We start from the raw sequence: 25,785 nt of genomic DNA, 5'->3' as shown, positions 1-25,785 counted from the left end.
GAGGCTGCGAGGCCCATTTGACAGCGACCGAGCACCGCGACCCGTGCCAGGTCAGTCCGAGGCCGCGACTCTAGTACGCGATGGTGAGGAAGTCGAGGAGCGACAGCGCGTCCGTCTGCCGCGCGCCGCACGAGAAGCGCGCTCCGCTGCGTGGGCCGCGATCGCGGATCGCCGGCCTCTTTCGGCTTCCGGGGCGCGCGCCCGCGCGCAGCGGGCTTCGTGAGCTCGGCGCGTCGTGCTACACCCTCGCCCGCGACGGGGGCTCGCGCTCGCGTCGTCCAGCGCCTCCCTTCTTCCATCCGTCCTTCCGCAGCACCGCAGCACCATGGCCGAAACCGCCGAAGCCCCGAACCCGCCGGCTCAGGCCGGGCGCTCCGCCCCCGAGGACCACGGCGCTCCGCGGCGCCGCACGAAGTTGAAGCTGCGGCGCTGGATCCTCGGCTCCCTGGCCGTCTCGGCTGTCGCCGGCGCCGGGCTGTGGATCGCGGTGCACCGCATCCCGTGGATGGGCCCGCTCGTCGCGAACGGGCTGCGCTCCGTGATCGGCGCCGAGAACGTGACGGCGATCGAGGAGACCGCCTACGGCGTCGAGGATCACGTCCACCAGCTCGTCCGCAAGAACGAGCCGCCGAAGACGTACTGGGAGGTGCCCGCGCAGGCGCCGGAGCCCGCCGCGCCCGTCGCGAGCGCGGACGCCTCGGTCGCCCCGGCCGTCGTGGCGGCGGCGTTCCGGCCGAAAGACGTCGGCCCCTCGCACACCGCCTGGCCGGCGCCCGGCGACGGGCAGTGGGTGCCCATCGCGGATCGCGCTCGCCCGGGCGACCCGCCGCGCCTCTACAAGACGCTGATCCACCCGGATCCGCACCGCTCCTGGGCGGAGCTGTTCGTCGTGGCGGTGGATCTGTCGGGGGTCGACGTCCACCTGATGGCCGGCTCGCGCGAGCCGGCGGCGACAACCGACGAGGGCAAGGCCTACGAGCGGCTCGCGAAGATCCCCGAGGCGCACCACGCGAGGCTGCTCGCGGCGTTCAACGGCGGCTTCATGACCGAGCACGGCCACTGGGGGATGCGGGTCGACGACGTGACGCTCGTGCGCCCCCGCGACAAGGCCTGCGCCCTCGCGCTCTACCGCGACGGGCGGATGCAGGTCGCGCCGTGGACCAGGATGGCCGCCGACGAGGGCGGGATGCGGTGGTGGCGGCAGACGCCGAGCTGCATGGTCGACGAGGGCGAGCTCCACCCGCTGCTCGGCGCGTCCGGGGTCCGCAACTGGGGCGCCACGCTGGACGGCAACACGGTGATCCGTCGCTCCGCGGTCGGGCTCGACCGCGACGGCAAGGTCCTCTTCGTCGGCATCAGCAACCACACGACGGCGCAGGCGATCGCGATCGGGCTGCGCCACGCCGGCGCCACGGCCGTCGCGCAGCTCGACGTGAACTGGTCGTACCCGAAGTTCCTGACCTACGAGCCCGGCGAGGGCGGCGCGCTCACGCCTGTCGCGCTGGCGAGCGGCTTCGAGTTCTCCGAGGACGAGTACATCCGCAAGCGGTCCCTGCGCGACTTCTTCTACCTGACCCGCAAGGACCCGGCGCCCGGGAGCGGCGCGCCGTGATCGCGCGCCGCGCGCGGCCGCCCTCCGCCGGCGGCGGCGCGTCGCCCCGGCGGAGGCGGCCTCAGATGGATCGGCACGCGAAGATGTGCTCGATCGCGTCGACCACGAGCTGCTCGACCTGGTACGCGGTGATCTCGGCGGCGCTCGCGAAGCGCAGGAGATCCATCGGCGGCGGCCTCACGACCAGGTAGGCGAGGATCTCCGGCGCCGCGCGCCGCTGGATGACCGAGAAGGCGATGAGGTCGCCCCGCGGCGCCGCGCTCACGCCCCGGATCCCGAGGAGGAGCTCGATGCTCGGCGTCTCGGGCGCCTCGTCGCAGGCGACGCGCGGGGCATGGCCGGCGGACCGGAGCTCGGCGGCGATCTCGTCGAGCACGGGCCGGATCACGGCGTCGCGCGCCGCGCGGAAGGCGTCGTCGAAGGCCCGGCGATCGCCCTCCAGCTTCTCCTGCTGCCGCGCCGCGTAGCGGCCGGTGATGAGCGCCAGGCGGTTCTTGCTGTGGTCCCTCACGGCGCGAGGAGGAGCACCTTGACCTGGCTCGGGACGATCGACACCGCCGGGCAGTTGGTCGAGTTCGTGATCGTCATGCTTGTCATGCGCGTGGCCGGGATGCCGCCGACGAGCACGGTGAAGGCCGCCGTGACGTGGCGCGACGGGCCCATCACCATGCCGGAGGCGACGCCGAGGGCGACGCCCGGGTTGTCGCCGTTCGTGAGCGGCACGGTGGTGGCCATGTTGTGCGCCGGCGCGCACATGAACAGCACGTTGTACGCGGCCGGGATGCCCATCGGCTGCATCGCGATGTTCGGGTACGGGATGGGGGTGGGCGCGGGCATCGGCGTGAGGCACACGTCGGGCGCGCCGAGCGACATGCCCATCATCTGCGTGTTGGCGAACATGTCTTCCTCTCAGCCCAGGTGGATCTGGGAGCCGTCGATCTTGGTCAGCCCGCCGCTGTTCACGAGCGTCGTCTCCGCCTTCACGTGGAAGGCGGCCCGCGCCTCGAACTCCAGGTACTCGGCGCGCACCACCTCGGACCGCGCGATGAAGCGGTAGGCCCGGTCGAGCCGCTGCACGAGGCGCTCGGCGACCGTCTCGACCGACTGCGCCACGGTCTTCACGCGGTCGACCTTCGCGGTGAGGCTGTCGCCGAGCAGGCTCAGGACCCCGACCACCGCGTCGGCGCGCCCCGCCTGGAGGCGCGCGGAGCCCGCCGCGATCGCGGCCTCGCCGGGGGTCACCACGTCGACCCCGTCGCGCCCGCTCACCGAGAGCCTGCCCGACGCCGCGGCGATCTCGAGATCGCCCTCGACGGAGAGCCGCGCCGCCGTCGCGTCGTCGCGCTCCAGCACCGCGAGCGCGTGCGAGCCGCGCTCGTGGTGCGCGACGAGCACCTCGTCGCCGAGGGCGGGCTCGAGCAGGCAGCTCGCGGCGCGCCGCGCCTCGAACTCCCCCGAGCTCGACCTGAGGCGCAGGCCGCGACCCGAGACCCCCACCACGGTCGCGACCTCCTGCATCGGCCACGCGAGCTTCCTTGCCAGATTGTCTCTCATCGGTACCTCCGTGCTGACCCCTATCGGCTCTCCGAGCGCCGCTCCGCCTCGCTCAGCTCCTCGTCGTCGCCGAGCGCCGCGGACCGGTTCGTGAATCGCGTGTCCTGCTGGCGCGTCCGGTGGAACCGCGCGCGGAACAGCGTGCAGCGCGAGAAATCCGCGTTCGCGAGATCCGCGTACGAGAAATCGGCGTACGTCAGATCGGCGCCGGCGAAGTTCGCGCCGACGCAGCTCGCGTTCTTGAAGATCGCCTGCTGCGCGCTCGCGCCCTCGAGGCTCGCGCCGTCGAGGCGCGCCTTCACGAAGAGCGCCTGACCGACCTTCGCGTTCTTGAGCGTCGCGTTCGTCAGGTTCGCCTCCGCGAAGAGGGCCCGATCGAGGTTCGCCTCGTCGAGGCGCGCGCCCACGAGGGAGGCCCCCTTGCAGTTCACCTGCACCATCCTCGCGCCGCGGAGGTCGCAGCCGGTGAGGTCCACCTCCATGAGCTGCGCGAGCGTGAGATCCATCCCGGAGAGGTCCTGGCCGCCGAGCTTGCCCCCGATCAGCATGGTCCGCTCGAGGAGCGCGCCGCGCAGGCGCGCCGTCGACAGGTCGGCCTTGAGCAGCGCGGTCTGCTGGAGCCGCGCGCCCTCGAAGACCGCCCGCGCCGCCTCGGCGTCCACGAGCGCCGCGCGGTCGAGGTTCGCCGCCTTCAGGCTCGCCTCCTCGAGGCGCGGCTTGATGAGGCTCGCGATGGTCAGGTCGGCGCCGTCCAGCGTGGCGCGCGACAGGTCGCACTCCACGAGGCTCGCGGCGACGAGGTCGGCCTCGCGCAGGTCGGCCGCGAGGAACGTGCACCGGTCCCACATCCCGTGGCGGAGGCGCGCCCCCGGGAGCTTCGCCCCCTCGAACCGGCAATCGGAGAAGACCGACTCGTGGAGCTTCGCGCCGGTCAGGTCCGCTCCCCGGAAGGAGACGCGCTCGAACACGGCCCCGGAGAGATCGGCGCCGCGAAGGTCCGCGCCCGCGAGATCCTCGTCGGTCACGGGCTCCGCGCTCGCGACGCGCTCGAACAGATCGTCCTTGGTCATCGCTTTCGCCTCGGGAACAAGGTCCGGACGACGTGGGCGTCCTTGAAGCTCGTGCGCGTGTCGCCCTCGGCGCCCATCAGGTTCGCGCGGAACAGGTTGGCCCGTAGGAACGAGGTGCCGCGCACGTGCGCGCCCTGCAGCATCGCCTCCATCAGGTTCGCGTCCGACAGCTCGGCGTCGCCGAGATCGGTGCGCATCAGCCGCGCCCCCTTGAGGCTCGCGCCCGCGAGGCGCGCTTCCTTGAGATCCGACTCGCTGAGATCGCAGCCGTCGGCCCGGACGCCGGTCAGCCCGGCGCCCTTCATCGCGGCGCCGCGCATCGTCGCGAGCTCGAGCTCCGCGCCGGAGAAGTCGGCCCCGCCGAGCCGGCACTCGAGCACGAGGCGCAGGTTGTTCGCGCGGGCGCCGCGGAAGCTGGCGCCCTCCGCGCCCGTCTCGACGAGCGCCGCGGCCTCGAGCACGGCCTCCGCGAGGCTCGCGCCGGCCATGCGACAGCGAAAAAACGTTGCTTTTCGCAGACTTGCACGATCGAGGCGCGCCCCCTCGAGGTCGCACTCGTAGAAGAGGACCTCGTCCGCGATCGCGCCCTCGAGGTCCCCGCGCGGCAGGCGCGCCTCGAACAGATCGGCGCCCCGGAGGTCGGCGCGGGCGAAGCGCGCCTCCGCGAGCTCGCCGCGGTGCAGGATCGCCCTGGCGAGGCGCGCGCCCCCGAAATCGGCGCCGCGCGCGTGGACCTCGCCGAGGTTCGCGCCCTCGAGGCCGACGCCGGCGAGCCGCGCGCCCTCCAGGTTGGCGCGCGCGAGCACGGCGCCCGACAGGTCCGCGCCGGCGAGCGCGCAGTCGCGCAGGTCCGCGCGCTCGAGGAGCGCCTCCCGCAGGACGGCCCCGGACAGGTCCAGCCCGCGCAGATCCGCGCCGGTGAGGTCCCAGCCGGCCATCGGCGCGCCGGACGCGAGCGCGGCCTCCACGCGCGCGCGGAGGTCCCGCTGCGCGGCCTCGTCCGGGAGGGCCGCGGGCGCCATGTGGTGCGCGGCCGTCCGGTAGCCGAGGATCTGGGCCTCCTCGAGCTTGCGCAGCTTCGCGAGGAACGCCGGATCCTCGATCTGGGCCTCGAGCTCCTCCATCGGCGCGCCGAGCTCGCGGCCTGCCTGGGCGGTCTCGCGCATGCGGGCGAGGTGCTCGTCCGCGCGGAACCTGGGCGGCCCACCCTCGCTCTTCGATTTCTCGATGACCGCGTCGAGGTCGATGCCGTGCTCGGCGAGGCTCTGGCGCGCCTGCCCGAGGGCCTCCTCCTGCCTCGCCTTGGCCTCGGCCTCGATGCGGGCGGCCTCGGCCTCGACCCGCTCGATGTACTCGGGCAGCTCGTCGAGCTTCGGCGGCGCCTCGGGCGGCGGCAGCTCGCGCGGGATGCCCTTCTCGTCCGGATCGAGCCCGAGCACCCGCACGGACATGCGGGCCTTGTCCAGCTCGCGCTGCGCCCGCTCGCGCGACCGCCGCTCCAGCACGCCCTCGCGGCGCAGGAGGTCGTCCATGTCGCTGAACTTCTCGTCGGGCGGCGCGGGGGCGCCGGGGTCGGGCTCCGGCAAGAGGTCGCGATCGCGCAGCGCGACGAGGTGGCCCTTCTTCTTGTCGAGGCGCTGCTCGAAGGCGGCCTGGTAATGGGCCTCCGGCCGGGGGGCGCCGCGGAGCTCGAGCGCCGCGAGCAGGCATTTCACGTCGCGCGCGTCGTCGTCCTCGACGCGCGCGACGCCCCGGAAGATCGCGATCATGCGCCGGACGTTGGGCAGCAGCACGATCGTCTCGAGCCGCGTCGCGACCTCCTCGAGCGCGTCTCCGCGCGAGGCCCGCGTCACGAAGCAACGCGCGGCGAGCTCCGTCACGCGGCCCGTCAGCGTGGCCTCCTCGGGGTGGAGGTGCTCCAGGGCGATCGGCTCCCCGCCCTGGAAGAAGCCGGGCAGGCGCTGATCGGGCGGCGCGACCATGAAGTACTCCGGATCGAGATCGCGCGCGAAGCCCGGGAAATCGTTCTCGAGCCACGCCGCGTCGTACGTCCCGAGCTTCGACTGGCGCTCGGGCCAGGTGGCGTCGAGGGGGCCGAACGCCATGGGGGGCGGCCTGTCGTTCGGCGAGGTGATGAGGTGCTTCGGGTGCTCGATCTGCGGGAGCGGCTGGGTCTTCTTCCCTTCCTCCTCGACGGTCGCGAGCCCCGTCCCGATCGGGTTCGGCGCGAAGCCCGGCCCGCCGAACGCCTTGTCCCAGCCCAGGGCGAGCTCGGTCAGCGGCTCGGGCTCGCTCGGCACGCCGCGCTCCCAGCGGCGCTTGCCGACGACGTACACCGCCTTGTCGACCGGGCCGACCTGGACGCGCGCCCGGAACGCAGGGCGCGGCTTGCCCCCCGCGGCGAAGGCCTTGCCGAAGACGAGGACCTCGCCGCGCGGCTTCGGCAGCCCCTCGTCGAGCGCGACGTCCTTGCCGAGCTGCCTCGGGATCTCCTGCCACATCGAGATCTCGGGGAGCGGGACCTCCGGCGCGTCGAGCGGGAGGTACGCGGTGAGGCCGAGCGCGAGGAAGCGCTGCTGCTTCAGCTCGAACACGCGTTGCAGGATGGAGATGCGTTGGGGTTTGATGATCCGCATAGGGGTTATGGGCTCACGCCGGAGGGCCGCTCACCGCTCGCTCTTGTTCATCACGCTGCGCGCGACGTACGAGCGCGAGAATTTGGCCCAACCCACGTCGGGGTAGACGCGCTCGGGATCGTCGCTGTCGATCTTGACGGCGACGGGCTTGCCCGGCTCGACCATGGACAGGGAGCTCGTGTTCATCTCCCACTCCGTGTTCGCGAGGTACGCCGCCCCGCTCGACGGCTGCACCTCCAGCCGGAGATCGACGAACGCCATGGCGCCGTCCTCGAACGTGCCGCGCGTCCGGCTCGAGACCACCCTGGCCTGGGCGGCCCGCGCGCGGGCCGTCCGCTCGCCGAGCTCGGCCATCCGATCCTTCACCGCGTCCATGCGGGCGTGATCCCGCCGGAAGACGAAGAAGAGGACGACCGCGACGACGAGCAGCGGCACGAGGATGGCGGAGATGGCGATGATCGTACCCATGTCGCTGCGCGGTCTTTCCTTGTGGCTCACGAGCGCTGCGCTGCGGCCCGTCCGCAGGTGGCGGCGGTCGAGGTGGTCGAGGACGGGGAGAGCGGGCCCGGCTCGCGCTCCCCGTCGCTCGCCCTGTCAACTGAGCACATGGACACCGGAGAGGTGATAGCGCAGGGCGGTCATCGCGAGCCGCGTCGGGAGCTGAGAGATCTTCGCCGCGCCCGTCTCGATGGATGTCGGCTTCACGGTGAGCTCGACCGCGCTGTTGATCGCGAGCGAGGCGCCCCATTTGAACGAGAGCGCCACGCCGCCCGTGATGTCGAGCTTGGCCGCGTACGTCGCGGTGAAGGCGGCTGAGAGCTCCAGGGTCGCCTTCGCGCCGACGAAGGTGGAGATCGCGGCGCCGACGGCGTTCGTGTTCGAGACGCCGAGGAACGTATCCGACTTGAACCCGGCGGTTACGTTGACGTTGTTCGAGGAGTAGAGCTTCTTGAACGGGCCGTGCGTCTTGAGCTCCTCGGTCCCCTTGATCTCACCCTTCAGGTTGCCGTCGACCGTCTGGATCATGTTGCTCTTGACGCTGACCTCGCACTGGTCCTGCGTCTCGAGCGTGAGCTTGCCCTTGCTCTTGACGGTCGTCGTCCCTGACTGCGTGTCGACGAGGGTGTTGCCGGACTTCGTTGTGACCGTCGTGTCCCCGGTGTTGATGTTCACCGTGTAGTTGCCGGTCTTCACCGTCGTCGTGGTGTCCCCCTTGACGGTGGTGGTCATCGTGCCCGCGTCGACGTCGGTGAAGAGGTTGCCGCTCGTGACGTGGAGCCACGTGTCGCCCTTGACCTCGGTGTACGAGGTGCCGCTCTCGACGTAAAACTCGTGGATCCCGGACTGGACGTGGGTGATCCAGTTGTCCTTGATCGTGGCGACCCACGAGCCGCCGCCGTTCAGGCCCACGGACTGGTCGAAGTTCTTCCCCGCGTCGAGCAGCGTGTTGTCGTCCGTCTTCACGATGAGCTCGTGATCGTCGTTCGGCGCGCCCATGCGCAGGTACGTGTTCGAGTACGGCGTCGACAGGGTGACGCGCTGCTGCCCTGTCCTGTCCTCGAGCTCGAGCCGGTTGCGCCCGCCCGTCTGGATGACGTTCTTCGTGTGGTTGCCGCTCGTGATCGGGCTCGGCGTGAGCGCGTTCGGCACGACGCCCGAGATGACAGGCCGATCCGGGTCGCCGCCGAGGAAGCTCAGCACCACCTCGGTCCCCCGGCGGAGCGGGAAGTGGAAGCCCTCGATGCCGCCGCCGTGCGGCTGCATCATGCGCACGAACGTCGAGCCCTTGCCGCCCTTCAGGTTGCTCTCGTCGAACTTGAACTTGACGTTGTATCGGCCGAAATCGTCGATCTGCGCGTACTCGCTGTCGGCGGGGCCGTCCACGGTGCCGTTCTCGTAACCGTAGATGCGCGGCCAGGGCGTGCGGCACTCCGCGCGCATCTGCGTCTTCGCGGGGATGGCGGTGATCTCGACGAAGTAGGCCTCCTCGTGCGGCAGATCGAGCAGCTCGCGGTACCCGGTGGCCCCGGCGAGCTGGTTGCCGTAATGGTGCGCCTCGATGGTGAGGTGCTTCGCGTTGAACGCCGCGCGCGGGTGGTCGTCGAGCTCGAACGTGTAGCCGGGCCGCAGGTGCAGCCGCGTGCCCGCGCCTCGATAGAGCACCTGCCGCGCGCGCATCTCCTCGGCGCGGAGCCTCGCGAGCCGATCGCCCGCGGCCGGCGAGAAGAAGCGCTCGCCGTAGAGGCTCACCTCGCCCGCGCCGTTCGGCGACACGCGTGCCGAGCCGGAGATGTTCAGGTTCGGCCGCGCATAATCGTAGTCCTTCAGCTTGATCGACGCCGGGAGGGTCGTGTGCTGGCTCGTGAAGGTGCGGAGCGACATCCCCGCGCTCACGTCGTACCCGATCTGCGGGTGATAGCGGACGGGCGCGCCGATCGGGTCGTCCTCGTACGTCATCGCGTCGCAGAAGACGAGCTTGTCGCCCTCCAGCGTGTGCTCGAAGAAGTAGAAGATGCCCTCGCGCTCCATCCACCGCGAGATGAAGTCGAGATCGCTCTCGCGGTACTGGCAGATATGCTCCTCGACCTCGTAGCTGCCGAGGCGCATCTCGTACTCGTCCGGCCCGATGCCGTTCTCCTCGAGGACGGCCTTGATCACGTCGGGCAGCGCCTGCCGCGTGAAGATGCGGCTGTGCTTCGAGAGCCCGAGCAGCCACAGCTTCGGGACGAGCACCGCCCGGAGCAGCGACCGGCCGTCCATCTCGTGCACCACGCCCGCGGTCGCGAGGACGCCGGAGAAGACGAAGGGCGGCAGGCTGTCCTTGGGCCAGTCGAGCACGAGCGAGGCCTTGGCCCCGACCGCGTCGGACAGGTCGAGGGCCTCTGCCTCCTCGCCCTGGAGCAGGAGGAAGATCTCGATCTGATACGGGCGCGAGATGGCCTCGACGCCGCGGAACCCGATGACGCGCGTGGAGATGGGGAGCGCGCCCGAGGAGATCTTGATAAGGTCGTCCATGGCTTTTCCTGGTTTCAAGAGGGCACTTGCTGGTGCCGCTAAGGGGTTCGTCCGGCTGACCGTCCGGGGGCGCCGCTCACAGAGCTAGGCAGAAATCCGTCATGCGGTCAACCTCCTGAGGAACCGTTGATGCCGTCATCGGCGGGTGGGATCTCGACGAGGGACCTCAAGATCGCGCCGCTCGATTTCGCGTTTGCGAGCTTGACCCCGTAGACGTTGGCGCCCGCGAGGTCCGCGTCGCGCAGGTCGACGCCGTCGAGGTTGGCGCACGGGAGCCGCGCCTCCTTGAGCTTCGCCGAGCGCAGGATGGCGCCGGCGAGGTTGGCGCGGACGAAGCTGGATCTCGAGACGTCGGCCTTGCTCCCGTTGACGTCCGCGAGGATCGCCCGGTCGAAGACGGACTCGATGAGGCGCGCCTGCCGCAGGTCGGCGCCCTCGAGCGACGCGCCCTCGAAGCGCGCGTTCGACCCCCTCGAGAACGCGAGGTCCGCGTGGTCGAGCCGCGCGGAGGAGAGCTGCGCGCGGTCCAGCGTGGCGCGGGAGAGATCGGCGCCGGTCAGGTCGGCCGCGTGGAAGCTCGCGTCCGTCAGATCTGCGCCGCTCATGTTCACCCCGGCGAGGCGCGCCGAGGCGAAGTTGCACCGGGTGAGCGTCGAGCCGGCGAGGTTCAGGCGCTCGAGCGAGGCGCCGCTGAAGTCGATGCCGTCGAGCTCGACGCCCGCGAGCTCCAGGTCGTGGAGCGGCTGCCCGTTCTTCAGGCGGGCGAGCAGCGCGGCGCGCAGGCCCCGCGCCTCCGGCTCGGGCGAAGGCGCGGCCGGCGCGGCGGGGATGGCGCGGGATGACGTCGGCGCGACGGGCACGACGCCGCTCGCGGGCGCGGCGCGGGTGGACGCCGGCGCGGGAGCCGGCTCCAGGACGAACGGCGGGGCGACAGCGGGGCTCTGGCCGTCGAGCGCCTCGGGCGAGGGCGCCGGCGGCGCCGCGAGCTCGTCGAGGCGCACCAGCGGGTCGCTCCCCTGGCGCGCGAAGGGCATCGCGAACGGCACGGATCCCGGCGGCAGCTCGCCCGAAGGCGGGGGCGCCGGCGTGAAAGGCAGGACCTGCGACGACGGCGCGGGATCCTGCCCGTCGGTGGTGTGCGCATCGGCCCAGGGCGCGAGGAGGCTGCTCACCCCGGTGAGCGCCGCCTCGATTTCCGGCGTGAAATGGCTGACCGCGCGGGGCGGCGGGCGCAGCGGCGTCGCCCGCGAGCGCGTGCTCCAGGGCGCTCCCGGGATCGTGCTCCCCCGGGCCGGAGGCCCGCTCCCGGGCTCGGCGAGCGCGAAGGGCGCGAGCGGTTGCCCCATGCCCGCGACGAGGTCGCCGACGCGGGTCTCGGCCGTGATCTCGTCCTGGATCACCACGCGCCTGGCGCTCTCCGGCGCCTCCTCGACGAAGCCCGGCGCCTCCGGGGCGCTGCGGGGCGACGGCGGCCCCGCGAGCGGCGTGGGCCAGACCAGCGGCCGCCCCGGCAGCTCCACGCCCGCGACCACGCGCATCCGCGCCGGCGTGTCGCCCGGCTGCAGGGCGACGTTCCCCCGCCAGATCAGCGAGCAGAGCAGGCGATCCGCGTCGATGCTCAGCGTGTCGGCGACGAGCTCGACCGGCTGCCCGTGGTCCTCTCCGCCAGCCCCGGCGCGGTAGAGCCGCGCGAGCCCCCGCGCCGAGGGCAGGCTCGACCGGAGCCAGGGGTAGTGCGGGTGCAGGCCCTCGAGGAAGATCCACTCGTCGCCGCGGAGGAACTCGATCTGTTGATCCGGGGGCGCGGCATGGAAGTATCGAAAGTCGAAGCTCGCGTCGAGCTCCGGGACGGGCCGATCGTGCGCCTGATTCCGCGCGAGGAGGTGCTTCCTCGGCGCCCAGTGCCGGGCGATCGGGCCGAAGCCCGCCGGCCGCGTCGGGTCGGCCGGATCAACGATGCTCGGCAACGCCGCGTCGGCGCCGACGCCCACCGGGTTCGCGTCGACATGCGGGCCGCCGTAAGCGCGCTCGTAGACGACCGGCACCCGGCTGAACGGCCGCGGGCTGGGCGCCGCGCGCGTGTAGTCGCCGAAGACGTGGAGCACCTTGTTGAGGACCCACCGATCGTCGCGGAAGAGCGCGACGCGCACCGAGAGCGACGTCGCTGTCTCTCCGGCCGGCGCGGAGGCGTGCCCGCGCACGAGGACCCCCGCGCTCGGCAGATAGGGCGCCGTCTCGCACGCCTCGTCGAGGCTCCCCCACCCCTCGCGGGGCTTGTCTGAGCGCACGAGGTCGGCCGCAGGGGCGAGCTCGGCGCACCGCTCGTGGACGAGGGCAAACGTGGCCTTGACGATGACGGTGAGCCGCTCTGCGCCCTGCATGCGCCACAGGACGGCGCCGCAAGAAGATGGCGTCAGGGCAACGACGGAGAGGGGCCAGGGCAATTGCACAGCGCGGGTTGACGGGGCGTTTGCTCGATGCTGCGGAGGACCCCAGGCTCGGCAAGATAGCGCCCCGCGCCTCGCCGACGCAAGCGCAGGACATGACCGAGAGGGCGCGTTGTCGTCTGGCTTTCTCTCTCTCGACCATGTCGCTGTGAAGATCCTCCTGTGAGCGCCCCATGTGGGATGTTCACGGGCATGGTGTGAGGATGAGATCGCCCCGCCTCAGCGCAGGTGCGCAAGCATGCGCGACGGCGCGCGCTGGAGCAGCGGAGCTCCGCGCAGTCCTCCTGCTTCCGGCCGCCAGCTCTCCCGATCTCGAAGACGCGATCGGAGAGGAGCTCTCGTCTCGACAGACGGACTCCGCGCACGTGGAGCTCCGCGCGCGCGTCGTCGAGACATCGACTCGGAGCGGGCGGCGACAGCCGTGATCGCGCTTCGATGCCCCTGTTCGAGCCCGGCTGCGTACATGCTCGGCCGGGCCGCTGTCTTCCAGACAGGCGGGCCCGTCAGATTGCATTACGGCGAGCGTCACCGTTTTATCATTCGCCGCATCTCGTCGCAGGACATGAGTCTTTACGTCTGCGAGCGCGAATTTTCCTGCGCGTTTTCGGCCAGAACGCAGAAACCTTCGATTGACAGCGCACCGAAGCTCTCGAATAGAAACGACACCTCACGGCGGACCATCATGCGTTTCTATGCTGACCTTCATGTGCACTCGAAATACTCCCGGGCGACGAGCGGCGATTGCGACCTCGCGCACCTGAGCTACTGGGCTCAGCGCAAGGGCATCGCGGTGATCGGCACGGGGGACTTCACCCATCCGGCGTGGATGGCCGAGCTCCGCGAGAGCCTCGTGCCCGCCGAGCCCGGGCTCTTTCGCCTGCGGGACGACCTTGACCGCGCTGTCTCGGAGCGGCTCCCGGGCGCGTGCCGCGGGGCGACCCGCTTCGTCCTCTCGGTGGAGATCTCGACGATCTACAAGAAGGGAGAGAGGACCCGCAAGATCCATCACCTCCTCTACGCGCCCGACTTCGAGGCTGCGGACCGGATCGTCCGCGCGCTGTCCAGGGTCGGCAACCTGACCGCCGACGGACGGCCCATCCTCGGGCTCGATTCGCGCCACCTGCTCGAGATCGTGCTGGCGTCGGGCGAGGGCTCGTACCTCGTGCCGGCGCACATCTGGACGCCGTGGTTCTCGGTGCTGGGCTCGAAGGCCGGCTTCGACGCGGTCGAGGAGTGCTACGGCGATCTCGCGCCGCACATCTTCGCGCTCGAGACGGGGCTCTCGTCCGATCCCGCGATGAACTGGCGGATCTCCGGGCTCGACCGGTACCGCCTCGTCTCCAGCTCGGACGCCCACTCGCCCGCGAAGCTCGGCCGCGAGGCCACGGCGTTCGACACGGCGCTCGATTACTTCGCGATCCGGCGCGCCCTGGAGACAGGTCAGGGCTTCTGCGGCACCGTGGAGTTCTTCCCGGAAGAGGGGAAATACCACCTCGACGGCCACCGCAAGTGCAATGTCGTGCTCTCGCCGGCAGAGACCCGGGCGCTCTCCCTCGCGTGCCCCGTGTGCGGCCGCCCTGTCACGGTGGGCGTGCTGCACCGGGTCGAGGAGCTCGCCGACCGCGAGGAAGGGGTGCGGCCCGAGGGCGCGAGCGAGTTCCGCAACCTGGTGCCCCTGCCCGAGGTGCTCGCCGAGCTCCACGGCGTCGGCGCCTCCAGCAGGGCGGTGCAGCGGAGCTACGACGCGGTGCTGTCGCGGATCGGCCCCGAGCTGTTCCTCCTCGGCGACGCCCCGCTCGAGGACATCGAGCGCGCGGGGACGCCCCTGCTCTCCGAGGCGATCGCGCGGATGCGGGAAGGCCGCGTGATCCGCGACGCGGGCTACGACGGCGAGTACGGCGCGATCCGGGTCTTCCAGCCGGACGAGCTCAAGCAGCGACGCGGCGGCGGGCTCCTCTTCCAGCCGGAGGCCGCCGCGCCGGAGCCTCCTCCGGCCGGCGGCCCCCCGCCGTCACGGTCGCGTCCTCCCGCGGCAGAGCGCCCCCCGGCGCGCCGCGGCCAGGCGCCCGCCGACGCCGCGCCGTCCGGGGAGGCGGACCGCCCCGAGGCGTCCGCGGCGCGCTCGTCGGGGCCAGGCGGCCCGGCGTTGCTCGACGCGCTCGACCCGGAGCAGCGGGCCGCGGCCGAGCTCACCGAGGGCGCGCTGCTCCTCCTCGCGGGGCCGGGCACGGGCAAGACGCGCACGCTCACCCACCGGATCGCGCACCTCGTCGTGGACCTCGGCGTGCCGCCCGAGCAGTGCCTCGCGATCACGTTCACCCGCCGCGCCGCCGACGAGATGCGGGAGCGGCTCGTCGCGCTGCTCGGCGAGGCAGGGGGCCGCGTGCCGGCCATGACCTTCCACGCGCTCGGCCTCTCGCTGCTCCGCCAGCACGCGGCCGGCGGCGCTCCCCCGAAGATTGCGGGTGACCACGAGCGGACGGCGCTGCTCGCGGCGGCGCTCGGGGTCCCGGAGCGGCGGGCGGCCCGGCTGCTCGCCGACATCGCGGCGCTGAAGCGGACCTACCCGCGCCACGCCGACGCGCACCGGCTGCGGGAGGGCGCCGCCCCGGCCGGCGGCGAGCTCGACAGGCACGTCGATCGCGCGTGGAAGGTGTACGAGGACGAGCTCGCCGCGCGCGGGCTCGTCGACCTCGACGACCTCATCGGGCACGCGATCCTCCTGCTGGAGGAGCGGAGCGACGTGCTCGCCGCCGCCCGCGCGCAGGCCCTGTACCTCTCCATCGACGAGTACCAGGACATCGACGAGCGCCAGTACCGCCTCGTGCGCGCGCTGGCACCCCCCGGCGGGAACCTCTGCGCCATCGGGGATCCGGATCAGGCGATCTACGGCTTCCGCGGCGCCGACGTCGGCTTCTTCTTCCGCTTCCAGCAGGATTATCCAGACGCACGCGTCATTCGACTGAAGCGGAACTACCGCTCGTCGCGTCCCATCGTCGAGGCGGCGCTCCAGGTGATCGCGCCCTCGCCGACGCTCGGGGCGCGGGAGCTCGTGCCGAGCGCCGGGGGCGCGGAGCGGATCGCGATCCACGAGGCGCCCACGGAGGCGGCGGAGGCCGAGCACGTTGTGCACACGATCGAGCGGATGCTCGGCGGGTCCACGTTCTTCTCGATGGACAGCGGGCGGGTGGCCTCGCCGCTCGCGGACGGCGAGGTCGCGTTCTCGGATTTCGCGGTGCTCTACCGGACCGAGGCGCAGTCCGAGGCGCTCCGGGAGGCGTTCGCCCGCTCGGGCATGCCGTTCCAGCGGCGGTCCGAGCGCCGCGTGGCCGAGCGCGCGGCCTCCGAGGCGCTCGCGCGAACGCTCGCGGGCACCCCGCCCGGGCCGCTCGCGGCGCGGCTCAAGGGGGCCGCGGCGCGGCTCCGGGAGGAGGTCGCGCTGCCGGGACCGGCCGCGCCTGCGGAGGGCGCGGCGGCCGCGGCGGCCCCGGCGGCGGCCGACGCCGCGCGCCTCGGCGAGGCCGACGTGGACGCGGCGCTGGAGCTCTTGCTGCCGATCGCGGAGCGCTGCGGCGGGGACCTCGACCGATTCCTGATCGAGCTCGCTGTCTGCTCCGAGGTCGACGCCTGGGATCCGCGGGCCGAACGCATCTCGCTCCTCACGCTCCACGCGGCCAAGGGGCTCGAGTTCCGGGTGGTCTTCCTCGTCGGGTGCGAGGACGGCCTGCTGCCGCTCCGGTTCCCCGGCAGGGGCGAGCCGGATCTGGCCGAGGAGCGCCGGCTCTTCTATGTCGGCATGACGCGGGCGCGAGAGCGGCTGTTCCTCACCCGCGCCCAGCGGCGCGCGCGGCACGGCAAGGTGGAGGAGACCGAGGTCTCGCCGTTCGTGCGCGAGGTCGAGGAGCGATGGCTCCAGCGGGTCGACCCGTCGCCGGAGGCGCAGCGGCGCCCGCGCGCGGGCGCCGATCGCCAGATGAAGCTGTTCTAGGGATCGGGAGCGCGGTTATCGGGGCGCGCCGCCGAGCCGCTTCAGGCTCGCGCACGCCGCCTTGTCCTGCGTCCGCGCGCACTGGTCGGCGTAGAAGGCGCGCGCTCGCTCCTTGTCCTTGCTCTCGAGCAGCGGGCCGAACGCGTCGCACGCCTTCTTCTCCCTCCACTGCGTGCAGGCTTGCTCGTAGAGCGAGAACGCCCGCGCCGGGTCGGCCTTCACCCCGTCGCCGCGCTGGTAGATCTCCGCGGCGCGCAGGCAGCCGCCCGAGCCGCAGACCTTCTCGTAGAGCGCCGCGGCGCGCGCCATGTCCTTCGGGATGCCGGTCCCCTTCTCGTACATCGCCGCGAGGCTCATGCAGGCGTCGGCGCCGAAGCCCGTCTCCGGACAGCCCTTCTCGAAGAACGAATAGGCCTTCGCGACATCCCTCGGGATGCCGTCGCCGGCCGCGTACACCGAGCCCGCGGCGTTGCAGGCGCGCATGTCCCCCAGGGCGCAACCGCGCGTGTACGCCACGAGCGCCTTCCCCCCGTCCTTCGGGGCCCCCTGCCCCTTGCGCAGGATGTCCCCGAGCTCGAGGCAGTCCTCGGGCTGGCCCGCCTCGCACGCGCGCTGGAGCACGCCCACGGCCACGGCGACGTCCTTCGCCGCGAGCTTCCCCTCGACCAGCAGGTTGCCGAGCGCGCTGCAGCTCGGCCCGTGCCCGAGATCGCAGCCGCGCCGGAGGAGCGCTACAGCGCGCGTCGTGTCCCTGGGCAGGACCGCCTGCGGGCCCTCCCGGAGGTACCAGTCGGCCACGCTGAAGCACGCCCAGCCGTCGCCCAGATCGCACGCCTTGTCGGCGAACTCTCGCACCTTGGCCCTCGCCGCCGCGTCCGCGGGCACCCTGGCGCTCAGGACATCGCGCATCTGCTGGTTCCCCCGCGCGTAGCAGGCCTGCGCGATGCCGGCGCCGCAGGCCTTCTCGAACAGCTCCGCCGCCCTCGCGTCATCGCGCGGGAGGTCCTTGCCCGTGAGGTAGTGGATCCCGAGGTGATAGCAGCTCCCTATGTCGCCCTTCCCGCACTGCGTCGCGCACGCCCTCGAGTCCGATGGATCGCACAGGTGCGCCGGCGCGAACGACGGCGGCGAGCACTTCGCCCCGCTCAGCACCGTCCCCGCCGGGCACTGGCTCGACAGCGTCGGCAGCTCCGCCCCACCCGGCTTCGCCGCCGGCGGCTCGGACGGCGCGGCCTTGCTCGCTTGCAGCGGGACGAGCTCCAGGCGCAGCGGCGCCTGACAGCGCTCCGTCGGCGCATGCGCGTCGGGCTTCGCGCTCCGGCACGCCTCGAGCTCCCCTTCCTTCGTCGTTGTGCCGCCCTGGCCCGACGCGGCGGAGGACGCCACCGCCGCGAAGACCTGATCCACCGTCCGCGCCGTGTCGCGGCTGCCCGGCGTCATCGCGAACGCGCCGAGGAGCGCTGCGCGCACGAAGTGCGTCGCGCCGTCGCAGCTCCCCGCGAGATCCTGCGGCGAGACCGATGCGACAGTGGTCGCCATCTTCCCGGTGGGCGCGAGCGCCACGTCGATCGCGTTCGCCCCGCCGCCCTCGATCGCCGTGCTCAACGCCGGCGCGCCGAAGGGGACATTCGCCTGCATCTCAGCGGGATTTGTTAGCTGTATTACGTTCTCTCGGCGCGCCACGCCGGCGTAGGAGTAGGATCCTGCGAGCTTGCACTGCGGGAGGAGCTTCAGCGTCGTGCAGTCGTACGCGACGACCGCGACGCCCTCTTTCATCGCGAGCCCGAGATCGGAGCGGCGGGTCGCGAGCCAGTCGACGATGAGCGGCTCGGTGTGGCCGATGGCCGGACACCCGCCGCTGCTCGCGCCGGCGCTCGTCTCCGGCGAGACGATGGGCCGGGGCGCATGCACCACAACCTCTGGATCCAGGCCCGGTCCACAGGACGTCGCTGCGAGCGAGAGCCCAACCACGCACATGTCGAAGGCGCGCTTCATCGAGGCGACAGAACCATGAGCCGTGGGGTCCGGTCAATAAGGCGAGCGCGGCAGCGCGCGGGCCACGCTGGCCGCGCCGGGCCATGCTCGCGCGCCCCGAGCCGCCATGAGCACGTCGAGGTCCCACGAGAGACGACAAGAGAGCCTGAGCCTGGTAACTCAGCTGCTCGAAGAGCGACGCGTCATCGAGAGCAGGAGAGCAAGACCAAGGACCTCATCGAGTCGCTGGTCCACCGGCAAAATCTCGCCCTGCTGCAGGCGAAGCTCATGGATCTACACCCGGCGGACCTCGCCCGCATCATCGAGGCGCTCCCCCAGGCAGATCGCGTTGTGGTCTGGGCTGGGATCGAGCCTTACCGCGCCGCACAGGTGCTGGAAAGCGCGTTCCTCGTCCGAGGCCGCCCCGCGGCCGGGGCCGCGCTACGATCCGGCCATGGACACCGACCCTGCGCCGCAGCGGCCGCTCGTCGTCATCCGGTATTGCCCCAAGTGCCGCTGGCTCACCCGCGCCGCCTGGCTCGCGCAGGAGCTGCTCATCACCTTTCCTGACGAGATCGACGTGCTCCTGTCGCCGGGCGCGAGCGGCATCTTCGACGTCACGCTCGACGGCGCCCTGCTCTTCTCGCGCGCCGCCGCGGAGCGCTTCCCGGAGCCGAAGGAGCTCAAGCGAGCGATCCGCGACAGCATCGACCCGGAGCGCTCGCTCGGCCACTCCGACAGGTGAGCCCCGCGGCGGTTCAGATGTCGAAGTCGAGGACGGCGGCGTCGATCTCGGAGCCGCCGACGACCGCCGGCATCTGCGAGGGCGAGGCGACGCGCAGGCGGGGCGCCTCGATCGCCACGCGCTGGCCGCCGGCGACGCTCTTCGTCAGGAAGACCGAGCCGCCCACAACGCTCCCCTGCCCCAGCACCGTCTTGCCGCCGAGCACCGTGGCGTTCGCGTAGATGGTGACGTCGTCCTCGACCGTCGGGTGGCGCTTCAGCCCGCGCGCGCCGCGCGAGTGCTGGGGCAACGACAGCGCGCCGAGCGTCACGCCCTGGTAGAGCTTGACGTGCGCGCCGATGTCGGTCGTCTCGCCGACGACGACGCCGGTGGCGTGATCGATGAAGAAGCTGTCGCCGATGTTGGCGCCCGGGTGGATGTCGGCGCCCGTCCTCGTGTGCGCCCACTCGCTCATGATCCGGGGCATGAGCGGCACGCCGAGCAGGTACAGCTCGTGGGCGACCCGGTGGACCGTCACCGCGAGCAGGCCTGGGTAGGCCAGGATGATCTCGTCCATCGAGGCCGCCGCGGGGTCGCCGTCGTAGGCCGCCTGCACGTCGAGCAGGAGGCGCCGCCGGACCTCCGGCAGCCTGGCCACGAACGCCCGCGCCACGTCGCGCCCGCGCTGCCGGCACTTCGGGATGTCGATGCGGTTCGCGTCCACCGCCTCGTCCTGGAAGCACAGGCAGCGCTCGATCTGCCGCTCCACCTTGGCCTGGAGCGTCGAGACCAGCGTGCCCACGTGGTAGAGCAGGTCCTCGTCCGACAGGTCCTGCCGCCCGTGGTAGCCGGGGTAGAAGATCTGGAGGAGGAGATCGATGATCTCCGTGATCTCCTGGCGCGACGGGGTGAAGCGCTTGTTGATGTGATGGCCGCGGGGGTCTTCCCGGTAGCCCGCGATCAGCGCCTCGACGACGCCATGCAGATCGCCCGCTGGGACAGGGGCGTCATCACACGTCTTGCTCACATCGACCTCACGAGGCCTTCATGCTCTCGACCTCGGCGAACATGCCTTCGAACAGGGGCCCGGAGAGGTAGCGCTCGCCGGCGTCCGGCAGGACGACAGCGATGGTCTTCCCTGCCCATCTGGGGTCGCGCGCGAGCCGGCTCGCCGCGACCATCGCCGCGCCGCACGAGACGCCGCAGAGGATGCCCTCCTCGCGCGCGAGGCGCCTCGACATGGCGATCGACTCCTCGTTGGAGACGGCCTCGACCTGGTCGACGAAGGAGATGTCGAGGTTCTTGGGGATGAAGCCCGCGCCGATGCCCTGGATCTTGTGCGGCGACGGGGTGAGCGGCTGGCCGGCGATCGTCTGCGCGATGACGGGCGAGGCGACAGGCTCGACGGCGACGGAGTGGAGGGCCTTGCCGCGGACGCGCTCGAAGTAGCGGCTGACGCCGGTGAGCGTGCCGCCGGTGCCCACGCCCGAGACGAAGACGTCGACGTTGCCGCCGGTGTCCTCCCAGATCTCGGGGCCGGTGGTGGTCTCGTGGATCGAGGGGTTCGCGGGGTTCTCGAACTGCCGCATCAGCACGTACCGGCCCGGGTCGGAGGCGGCGAGCGCCTCGGCCCTGGCGATGGCGCCGTTCATCCCCTGGGGGCCCGGCGTCAGGAGGAGCTTGGCCCCGAGGGCCACGAGCACCTTGCGCCGCTCCATGCTCATCGTCTCGGGCATGCTGAGGATGCACTCGAGCCCGCGCGAGGCGGCGGCGAAGGCGAGCGCGATGCCTGTGTTGCCGCTGGTCGCCTCGACGATCGCCTTGCCGGGGCCGAGCAGCCCGCGCTGCTCGGCGTCCCAGACCATCGCCGCGCCGATGCGGCACTTGACGGAATAGGCCGGGTTCCGCCCCTCGATCTTCGCCAGCACGGTGGCGGGCGCGCCGTCGGTCACGCGGCGAATGCGGACGAGCGGCGTGCGGCCGATGCTCTGGGTGTTGTCGTCGTAGACGCGGGGGAAGTTGGTCATGGGGTGCCGTCGTGGTGAGGGGGAAGGAGAGGAGATCCAGAGGCGCCCCTCGCTGTCAAGGCCCACGTGCGCCTCCCCTCCGTCGCGCCGTATTTCCAGAGCGCGGCGCCCCGCCCCAGGTCGTTTCCAGCGCGCGGCGAGGCGCTGGAAACGACGCCGGTCGCGCCCCCGCGGCGGCTCGCCCGGCGCGCGGGGCCGCGCGGAGAGCGCCCGAGCAGGCTGCGGCGCGGCGGGGTGAACGTCGGGCCGCGCGCTGCGTCCGCGCGGAGGCGCATCGCGCCGCTCGCGTCGCGGCGACCCGTTGGAGCTGCAACGGGTCGCACCGGGATGTCGGGATGCCGGGAGGGATGGTGGCCAGTCTGCCCAGGGGTGGAGGCGCTCCATGGGAGACGCGAAATCGACTACGCGCGAAGGACAGGGCATCGAGGCCTGTCTCGAGGAGAGCGGGCGACAAGGGATGCGTGGGCGTCATGCGCTGCCACGTCCCTGACCCGGGTTCTCGCTTTGAAGGAGCGGTGACGCAGCGCGCCCAGGAGCGCCCTCGGGACCGGGAAAGCTCCGCCGGGACGCGTCAATTTTTACGCGCTGGCGATCGTTGGAACACAACGTGCCACAGGCCGTCGGCGGATCCGTGGGTGCTCAAAATATCTCGTGGGCGCCCGAGCAAGTAAGGTGATTTCCTGAGGAATCCGTGGACCATCACCATGGGACCACGTCGGACCATGTCCACCGCCTTGACGTGCGCCGATGTGAGCTTATCTTGCGGAATTTCGCTCTTGCCCTGTATGGCATACGCCTCGCATCATGGCTGAGCATGTTCCCCGCTGAGCCCAACCGCGCGGAGGTCCAACTGCCTGATGACGAGGATGAGCCCACTTTAATTTTCCGTCGTCCACCCGCGTCGCTGGCAGGGCTCGCGATGCCGGCCGCGGCCATCGCAGCTCCGACGCGGCGCTCCACATCGCGCCTGATCGGCCTGAGCGCGGCAGCGGGCATGAGCCTCGCCGCGGTGCTGGGCGCGCTCGTGTCGATGCAGCTCGGCGCGACGGGCCTCGATCTCCGCGCGGGCTCGGTGCTCCAGCCGGCCGCGGCGGCGGCGGCCGCCCTGCGCACGAAGGGGATGGCGGCGCCCATCAAGGTGAAGGCCGAACCGGCGGCGCCGGTCGAGGCCAAGGTGGAAGCGGCAGCGGCGCAGGTCGTGGCCGTCGAGGATCGGGCCGACGCGACGCTCGATCGCTCGGCCGTGATCCCCATCCCCGACGGGATCATCACCCTCCCCGCGTCCTTCTCGTCGGCCGACGGGGCTTATGATCTCGTTGTCCATTTCCACGGCGTCAACGATGTTGTCCAGGCGGGGTTCGAGCGCGCCGGGCTCAACGCGGTCGTGATGATCATCAACATGGGCATCAGCTCGGCGGCGTACGAGACCCGGTTCTCTATCCGCTCGTATCTGCCGGTGCTCCTCGCGAGGACGCAGGCGGCGCTCGAGGCGCGCGGGCTGCGCGACGCCCGGCTCCGGCGCGTCGCGCTCTCGGCGTTCAGCGCGGGCTACGGCGCGGTCCGCGGGCTCCTGAACCAGCCCGGGTTCGCCGACAAGGTGGACGCCGTGCTCCTCCTCGACGGCATCCACACCGGCTACATGCCGCTCGACCATAGCCTGGACATGGAGCGCCTCAAGCCGTTCGGGCGCTTCGCCGAGCAGGCGGCCACCGGCAAGAAGCTGATGTCGATCACGCATTCGGAGATCACCCCTGTGGGCGATTACGCCGGCACCCACGAGAGCACGGACGCGCTCCTCAAGCTGGCGGGCGCGCAGCGCGCTCCGGGCGCGGGCGCCGACGCGCAGGCGGTCTACGAGCTGTCGGGGACGGCGAGCGAGGCGAAGCCCCGGTTCGTGCCCCTCTCCGAGGCGCACAAGGGCGCATTCCACGTCCGCGGCTATGCAGGCACCCAGAAGCCAGACCACGTCAGGCATCTCACCCGCATGGCAGAGACGGCCTTGCCGGATCTTGTCCGCCACTGGAGCGACACCGCCGCGCGGTGACGGGCGGCGACGGCGCGTCGCGAGGCACGCGAGCGCCGTCGAGCGGACAGCGCATCACGGAGACGGCGTCGTCTTCGTTCAGAGAAAATCGTGGTCTGTTGTTTTGAGGGGTAGATCCCGAGCGCTGCGGCGGGCGGCGATCAGCGCGCCTCGCTGACGCTTCGATGAACGCAGTCCTGCGCAGGGGTTCATTCCACATGCAATGACGAGCCTGGGGAGCACGGCGCACGCGAGCGACCGTACGCCATGATCCAGGAAGTCAGGGCGAAGGACGCCAGCGTGGCACAACGCCTCATTCTGGGGCGCTCAGGCCGAGCTCAGCAGAACGTGTCGGCGTCGAGGAGCGCAGAATGCGGCGCCATGCGGCGATGCCATTGCGGTATCGCATTTGCTTTTCCATCACAAAATGGTGGTAAGCGCGACCCTGGCTGGACAAAGGCAAGCGCGCGGCGCGGCGCGGCGCTCCCAGGAGGAGCGGCCCACGACCCTGGCCGCTCGCCGCAGGCGCGACGCGAGCGCGGCGGAGGCGGACAGCGCGCGCTCGTCTGCCGCTACGGGACAGGCGGACGGCGCCGCGGGGACGCAGCGCCCGATGTTGACCTACGCGGACGCGCTCGAGGGGGCCCGGAAGGGCCCGTTTCCGGACGAGGTCGAGCCGCAGCTCGCGACGCTCGTCACCGGGCCACCCCAGGGCGAAGGGTGGCTGTACGAGGTGAAGTTCGACGGCTACCGCATGATCGCGAAGCTCCGCGGCGGCCGCGTGACGCTCCTGACCCGCCGCGGCCAGGACTGGACCGAGCGGTTCCCAAGCGTGCGGGACGACCTCGCACGGCTGCCAGCCCGGGAAGCCGTGCTGGACGGCGAGATCGTCATCGTCGGGCGCGACGGCGTGACCGATTTCCAGGCGCTGCAGAACGCGCTGAGCGACGGCGACGACGGGCGCGAAGGGCGCCTCGTGTACTTCGCGTTCGACCTGCTCTACCTGGACGGCCGCGACCTCCGCGGGTGCGCGCAGGTCACCCGCAAGCGGGCGCTCCAGGCGCTGCTCGCGGAGGTCCCGGAGGACGGGACCCTGCGCTACACCGAGCACCTCGAGGAGGAAGGCGCCGCCGTCTACAAGCACGCCTGCAAGCTCGGGATCGAGGGCGTCATCGCGAAGCGACCGGAGGCCCCCTACCAGAGCGGGCGCGGGGCGAGCTGGCTCAAGGTGAAGTGCGGCCGACGCCAGGAGTTCGTTATCGTCGGCTTCACCGAGCCGACCGGCGCCCGCCAGGGGCTCGGGGCGATCCTCGTCGGCGTGAACACGTCAGGCAAGCTCGTCTACGCGGGCAAGGTCGGCACGGGCTTCACGAGCAAGACGCTGACGGCGCTGCGCCGCCAGCTCGAGGCCATCGAGCGCGCAAAGCCGGCCTTTCAAGGGGCGCCGCGCATGCGGGGCGTGCACTGGGTCGACCCCAAGCTCATCGCGGAGGTCCACTTCGCGGCCTGGACGCGCGACGGACGGCTGCGACACCCGTCGTTCGAAGGACTCCGCGAGGACCGTACCCCGGAGTCGGTCACCGTCGAGCGCGAGCAGCCGCCGCCGCAGCTCCCGCCGAACAAGACGGCGGGCGCGTCGAGCAAGTCGACAAGCGCGGCGACGGGCACGCGCAAGAAGGCAAACGCGGCGACCGGCAAGGCCGCAAGCGCGGCGCCAAGCAAGGCGACTCGCGGGGGCCGAGGCGGCGGCGCGGAGAGGTTCGAGGTCGCCGGGGCGCGGCTGACGAACCCCGACAAGGTGCTCTATCCGGCTCAGGGGATCACGAAGCTCGCTCTCGCCCGCTATTACGCGCAAGTCGCCGAGCACATGCTGCCCTGTGTCGCAAACCGGCTGCTCACGCTCGTCCGCTGCCCGGAGGGCCAGGGCAAGCCGTGCTTCTTCCAGCGACACGAGGCCGTGGGGCTCTCCGAGGACATCAGGAGGACGACCGTCGAGGAGGACGAAGGAAAACGCACCTACCTCTACGTCGAGACGACGGAAGGGCTCGTGTCCCTCGTCCAGATGGGCGCGCTCGAGATGCACATCTGGGGAAGCCGCGTGGACCGGATCGAGCAGCCGGACATGATGGTCTTCGACCTCGATCCCGCGCCGGAGCTGCCGTGGGAGCGCGTGGCGGACGCCGCGAGGACGGTGCGGCACCTCCTGGAGACGCTGGGGCTGCGGAGCTTCGTCAAGACGACCGGCGGCAAGGGCCTCCACGTCGTCGTCCCGATCGAGGCGCGCAGAGGCTGGGACGAGGTGAAGCCGTTCACGAAGGCCGTGGCCGACGCGCTCGTGCGGTTCGATCCGGCGCGGTACATCGCGACGCTCTCCAAGGCCAAGCGCACCGGCAAGGTCTTCGTCGACTACCTGCGGAACGGGCGCGGTGCGACAGCTGTCGCGCCCTACTCGACGCGCGCCCGGCCCGGCGCCGCCGTCGCCACCCCGCTCTCGTGGGACGAGCTCGACGCGCCGCTCGATCCAGCCTCGTTCACCATCGAGACCGTGCCGCAGCGGCTCGCGACCGTCCCCGATCCCTGGGCGGAGCTCACCGGCGTCCGCCAGTCCATCACGAGCGCCATGATGAAGAAGGTCGGGCTCTGACCGCCTCCCCGGGACACCGGCAAACCCAGGAGCCGGTGAGCACACCGAAGAAGAACGACACGAACGAACCA

17 protein-coding genes are annotated in these 25,785 nt (G+C 71.7%); 6 read left to right on the top strand and 11 right to left on the bottom strand.

What is annotated here, in order from left to right; translation table 11 throughout:
* Window positions 1-325: 325 nt before the first annotated feature.
* Complete coding sequence (locus WMF42_RS17800) at window positions 326-1,612, top strand: phosphodiester glycosidase family protein (protein ID WP_061607784.1); 1,287 nt, start codon at window positions 326-328, stop codon at window positions 1,610-1,612.
* 61 nt (window positions 1,613-1,673) lie between these two features.
* On the opposite strand, the gene WMF42_RS17795 is transcribed toward WMF42_RS17800, so the two are convergent.
* The 8 genes from WMF42_RS17795 to WMF42_RS17760 form a co-directional block, all read right to left on the bottom strand.
* Entirely contained in the window at window positions 1,674-2,123 is a 450-nt protein-coding gene (locus WMF42_RS17795; protein WP_061607783.1) for a hypothetical protein, read from the bottom strand.
* Window positions 2,120-2,512 (bottom strand): DUF4150 domain-containing protein, encoded by a 393-nt coding sequence (locus WMF42_RS17790; protein WP_061607782.1) that lies wholly within the window; start codon window positions 2,510-2,512, stop codon window positions 2,120-2,122. The genes WMF42_RS17795 and WMF42_RS17790 overlap by 4 nt, the downstream gene beginning before the upstream one ends.
* Window positions 2,513-2,521: 9 nt before the next feature.
* Window positions 2,522-3,166 carry a DUF3540 domain-containing protein gene (locus WMF42_RS17785; protein WP_061607781.1) on the bottom strand — a complete coding sequence of 215 codons (645 nt, stop codon included), beginning with the start codon at window positions 3,164-3,166 and terminating at the stop codon, window positions 2,522-2,524.
* Between the two features lie 20 nt (window positions 3,167-3,186).
* Window positions 3,187-4,236, bottom strand: coding sequence for a pentapeptide repeat-containing protein (locus WMF42_RS17780; protein ID WP_061607780.1), 1,050 nt, complete (start codon window positions 4,234-4,236; stop codon window positions 3,187-3,189).
* A complete protein-coding gene (locus WMF42_RS17775) occupies window positions 4,233-6,872 on the bottom strand; it encodes a DUF2169 family type VI secretion system accessory protein (protein ID WP_437693303.1) in 2,640 nt (879 codons plus the stop codon). The genes WMF42_RS17780 and WMF42_RS17775 overlap by 4 nt, the downstream gene beginning before the upstream one ends.
* Before the next feature lie 30 nt (window positions 6,873-6,902).
* Entirely contained in the window at window positions 6,903-7,340 is a 438-nt protein-coding gene (locus WMF42_RS17770; RefSeq protein WP_061607778.1) for a hypothetical protein, read from the bottom strand.
* 126 nt (window positions 7,341-7,466) lie between these two features.
* Window positions 7,467-9,887, bottom strand: coding sequence for a type VI secretion system Vgr family protein (locus tag WMF42_RS17765; RefSeq protein WP_061607777.1), 2,421 nt, complete (start codon window positions 9,885-9,887; stop codon window positions 7,467-7,469).
* A 107-nt stretch (window positions 9,888-9,994) separates the two neighbouring features.
* Window positions 9,995-12,268 (bottom strand): DUF2169 domain-containing protein, encoded by a 2,274-nt coding sequence (locus WMF42_RS17760; RefSeq protein WP_437693302.1) that lies wholly within the window; start codon window positions 12,266-12,268, stop codon window positions 9,995-9,997.
* A gap of 748 nt (window positions 12,269-13,016) precedes the next feature.
* Between WMF42_RS17760 and WMF42_RS17755 the strand changes: the two genes are divergently transcribed.
* The gene (locus WMF42_RS17755; RefSeq protein ID WP_437693301.1) at window positions 13,017-16,322 is read left to right on the top strand and encodes a UvrD-helicase domain-containing protein; all 3,306 of its coding nucleotides are present in this window, start codon (window positions 13,017-13,019) and stop codon (window positions 16,320-16,322) included.
* Between the two features lie 15 nt (window positions 16,323-16,337).
* Here WMF42_RS17755 and WMF42_RS17750 read toward each other — a convergent pair whose 3' ends face one another.
* The gene (locus WMF42_RS17750) at window positions 16,338-17,960 is read right to left on the bottom strand and encodes an SEL1-like repeat protein (protein WP_437693300.1); all 1,623 of its coding nucleotides are present in this window, start codon (window positions 17,958-17,960) and stop codon (window positions 16,338-16,340) included.
* Window positions 17,961-18,033: 73 nt separating this feature from the next.
* On the opposite strand from WMF42_RS17750, the gene WMF42_RS17745 reads away from it, so the two are divergent.
* A complete protein-coding gene (locus WMF42_RS17745; RefSeq protein ID WP_437693299.1) occupies window positions 18,034-18,336 on the top strand; it encodes a hypothetical protein in 303 nt (100 codons plus the stop codon).
* 414 nt (window positions 18,337-18,750) lie between these two features.
* Window positions 18,751-19,041: a SelT/SelW/SelH family protein gene (locus WMF42_RS17740; RefSeq protein ID WP_434047959.1), complete on the top strand. Its 291-nt coding sequence runs from the start codon at window positions 18,751-18,753 to the stop codon at window positions 19,039-19,041.
* 13 nt (window positions 19,042-19,054) lie between these two features.
* Here WMF42_RS17740 and WMF42_RS17735 read toward each other — a convergent pair whose 3' ends face one another.
* A complete protein-coding gene (locus WMF42_RS17735; protein WP_061610570.1) occupies window positions 19,055-20,047 on the bottom strand; it encodes a serine O-acetyltransferase in 993 nt (330 codons plus the stop codon).
* 7 nt (window positions 20,048-20,054) lie between these two features.
* Window positions 20,055-21,047: a cysteine synthase A gene (gene cysK, locus WMF42_RS17730; protein WP_061610571.1), complete on the bottom strand. Its 993-nt coding sequence runs from the start codon at window positions 21,045-21,047 to the stop codon at window positions 20,055-20,057.
* A gap of 814 nt (window positions 21,048-21,861) precedes the next feature.
* Between cysK and WMF42_RS17725 the strand changes: the two genes are divergently transcribed.
* Window positions 21,862-23,091, top strand: coding sequence for a hypothetical protein (locus WMF42_RS17725; protein WP_437693298.1), 1,230 nt, complete (start codon window positions 21,862-21,864; stop codon window positions 23,089-23,091).
* A 592-nt stretch (window positions 23,092-23,683) separates the two neighbouring features.
* Window positions 23,684-25,714 carry a DNA ligase D gene (gene ligD, locus WMF42_RS17720; RefSeq protein ID WP_437693297.1) on the top strand — a complete coding sequence of 677 codons (2,031 nt, stop codon included), beginning with the start codon at window positions 23,684-23,686 and terminating at the stop codon, window positions 25,712-25,714.
* Window positions 25,715-25,785: the final 71 nt, after the last annotated feature.

This window comes from Sorangium sp. So ce176 (genome assembly GCF_051519835.1).
In the GTDB taxonomy this organism is placed as follows: domain Bacteria; phylum Myxococcota_A; class Polyangia; order Polyangiales; family Polyangiaceae; genus Sorangium; species Sorangium cellulosum_G.
Note: the sequence above shows the minus strand (reverse complement) of the source record. Positions and strands in the feature narration are given on the sequence as shown.

Excerpts from the sequence above, each read along its gene's own strand:
- WMF42_RS17800 (WP_061607784.1), top strand. The coding sequence starts at position 326 with ATGGCCGAAACCGCCGAAGCCCCGAACCCGCCGGCTCAGGCCGGGCGC.
- WMF42_RS17770 (WP_061607778.1), bottom strand. The coding sequence starts at position 7,340 with ATGGGTACGATCATCGCCATCTCCGCCATCCTCGTGCCGCTGCTCGTC.
- WMF42_RS17725 (WP_437693298.1), top strand. The coding sequence starts at position 21,862 with ATGTTCCCCGCTGAGCCCAACCGCGCGGAGGTCCAACTGCCTGATGAC.
- WMF42_RS17765 (WP_061607777.1), bottom strand. The coding sequence starts at position 9,887 with ATGGACGACCTTATCAAGATCTCCTCGGGCGCGCTCCCCATCTCCACG.
- WMF42_RS17790 (WP_061607782.1), bottom strand. The coding sequence starts at position 2,512 with ATGTTCGCCAACACGCAGATGATGGGCATGTCGCTCGGCGCGCCCGAC.
- ligD (WP_437693297.1), top strand. The coding sequence starts at position 23,684 with ATGTTGACCTACGCGGACGCGCTCGAGGGGGCCCGGAAGGGCCCGTTT.
- WMF42_RS17775 (WP_437693303.1), bottom strand. The coding sequence starts at position 6,872 with ATGCGGATCATCAAACCCCAACGCATCTCCATCCTGCAACGCGTGTTC.
- WMF42_RS17740 (WP_434047959.1), top strand. The coding sequence starts at position 18,751 with ATGGACACCGACCCTGCGCCGCAGCGGCCGCTCGTCGTCATCCGGTAT.
- WMF42_RS17760 (WP_437693302.1), bottom strand. The coding sequence starts at position 12,268 with ATGCAGGGCGCAGAGCGGCTCACCGTCATCGTCAAGGCCACGTTTGCC.
- WMF42_RS17755 (WP_437693301.1), top strand. The coding sequence starts at position 13,017 with ATGCGTTTCTATGCTGACCTTCATGTGCACTCGAAATACTCCCGGGCG.
- WMF42_RS17780 (WP_061607780.1), bottom strand. The coding sequence starts at position 4,236 with ATGACCAAGGACGATCTGTTCGAGCGCGTCGCGAGCGCGGAGCCCGTG.
- WMF42_RS17785 (WP_061607781.1), bottom strand. The coding sequence starts at position 3,166 with ATGAGAGACAATCTGGCAAGGAAGCTCGCGTGGCCGATGCAGGAGGTC.
- cysK (WP_061610571.1), bottom strand. The coding sequence starts at position 21,047 with ATGACCAACTTCCCCCGCGTCTACGACGACAACACCCAGAGCATCGGC.
- WMF42_RS17750 (WP_437693300.1), bottom strand. The coding sequence starts at position 17,960 with ATGCAGGCGAATGTCCCCTTCGGCGCGCCGGCGTTGAGCACGGCGATC.